The 2,076-nt window shown below is 65.3% G+C and carries 1 protein-coding gene; it reads right to left on the bottom strand.

From position 1 onward, the window contains the following. Window positions 1–182 precede the first annotated feature (182 nt). Window positions 183–1,505, bottom strand: a complete 1,323-nt coding sequence (gene ltrA / locus JOZ76_RS03950; protein ID WP_291697321.1) for a group II intron reverse transcriptase/maturase — start codon at window positions 1,503–1,505, stop codon at window positions 183–185. Window positions 1,506–2,076 lie beyond the last annotated feature (571 nt).

The following is a 2,076-nucleotide window of genomic DNA, read 5'->3' on the forward strand; positions in this document are numbered from 1 at the left end:
GTCCTCCGCTCCTCAGAATTGGCAAAGTTGCACACGCCGCGATCAACCGGCCTCAAACCGTCCAATTCCTCCGACACCGGTAGAGTCGAGGACGAGCGCGGTGGCGGCGTGCCGCCCCGTTTCCCGTCCCCGCTCATCAAACCGGACGTGCGGATTTCCCGCATCCGGCTTTCCGACTGGCTTCATCGCATGACCCACGGCGGCGGTCCCAAATGGACGCGTCGGAGATGGAGCACTCCGAGCACGCCGAACACCGCCTCCCGCGGGAAGCGGCGGGTGCCGTGCGAGGGCACCTTGTGACGTCGCACCAGGAAGTGTCGGACACGGTCGTAGACATGATTGTCCACCGCCCGATATGCCGGCAGCCGAGTGCCATGGCCGAAATACGTACTCCAGCCTCGCAATAGGCGATTGAGCCGATCACGCACCTCGGGCCAGGCGCCCAGGTTTCCGGGGACCAGGATGTCGCTGACCTTGGCTTTGAGCCGCAGCACGCTCTTCTTCGACGGGCTCGCTCCAAGGTACCAGTGGCCGTCCTTCCGGTAGTGGTGCGGGCCGAAGCTGTAGCCAAGGAAGTCGAAGCGTTCGCGCCGGGCGTCCCGGGTCGCGGTCTTCATCTCGTTGAGCGCAAGCCCGAGCTTGGTCATCACCCTGCCCGTCCACGCCAGTGCCTCGGCCGCGTGTCCGCGGCTGAGAATGACGAAGTCGTCGGCATAAGAAACGATCTGCGCTCGGTACGCCTCGCCCCTCCCGGTGCTGCGCCAATGCTTTAGGAAGCGGTTCATGTACAGGTTGGCGAGCAGCGGGCTGATCACGCCGCCTTGCGGCGTTCCTTGCTTGCTGTTCTTGCCTCCGGTCATGCGCCGCGTCCCGTCCTCATCGCGCTCCTCGACCGGCGCCTTGAGCCACAGCTTGATCAGCCGCAGCACGTGCCGGTCGACAATGCGCCGCGCAACCGACCGCATCAGATCCTGATGCGGGATCGTGTCGAAGTATTTCGACAAATCGGCATCCACCACGTCGGTGTAGCCCCGGCAGAGCAGGACATGCACCGCCTTGATCGCATCGGCCCCGCTCCGCCCCGGCCGGTAGCCGTGGGCCGCAGGGTCGAGTTCCGCCTCGAAGATCGGCTCCAGCACCAGTTTGGCGGCGGTCTGCACCACGCGGTCCCGGATTGTCGGGATGCCGAGCGGCCGCTCACCGCCACCGGGCTTTGGGATCATCACCCGCCGCACCGGGGCTGGCCTGTAGATCTTCGCGACGAGGTCCCTCCTGATCGCGGCGAGCCACTCCTCCAACCCTATCGCTTCGACCCCCGCAAAGGTCATCCCGTCCACCCCAGGCGCGCCCGCATTAGCGCGGGCCAGCGCCCAGGCATGAGCCAGAATGTCATGGCGATGGATCTTGTCGTAGAGCAGGTAAAAGCGGTACGCCGGTTCCGCCTTCGCCTTGCAATACAGCTTCCTCTGAAGGGTCCGGATGCTCATTGGGGTTGTCAGGCTCATCGCCAATCCCCGATCCTCGTCTTCGTTAGAAGCACACCAGAAGTCAGGGCCCTTCCCTCCGCCGGCATTACCCGGCCTCAGCGGTACTATGACCCTGTCCAACCCCCGCCCGGGCCGCCGCCGATTGCGGCGTTGGAGGCGCAACCTCCGCCCGTTGCGGGTATCCCCCGATTACCCGGATCACCCTTCCGGCGTGCCGTGCCCAATTACCTCGGCGGATCGCGACAGGTGCTCGTGTCGGTTGCTTCCCTGTCCCACGCGGCCTTCCCCGTTTCTCAGCCGGGTCGGCATCCGCGACTTCACTTTCGAGGCCTGCTCAGGCTTCACTCGCGTTACGGCCCGTCGGATTGCTCAACCGCCCAAGGCGGTCTTTGTCGCAAGGCTTCAGCCCGGCCGGTTACCCGACCAAGCCGCTTGCCAGCTACCAGATCAAACCGACTACTATCTGGGTGGAACCCTCCTCCACTGGTGATCCGCGCCCTCGGGGCGCACTGAGAAATCCGGGCTAGCGGGCAACGACCCCCAGCCGGACGCGCCCGGGCTCTGCAGTTGCTATCAAGGAGCAATCGAG

The organism is Bradyrhizobium sp. (genome assembly GCF_019244115.1).
Taxonomy (GTDB): Bacteria; Pseudomonadota; Alphaproteobacteria; order Rhizobiales; family Xanthobacteraceae; genus Bradyrhizobium.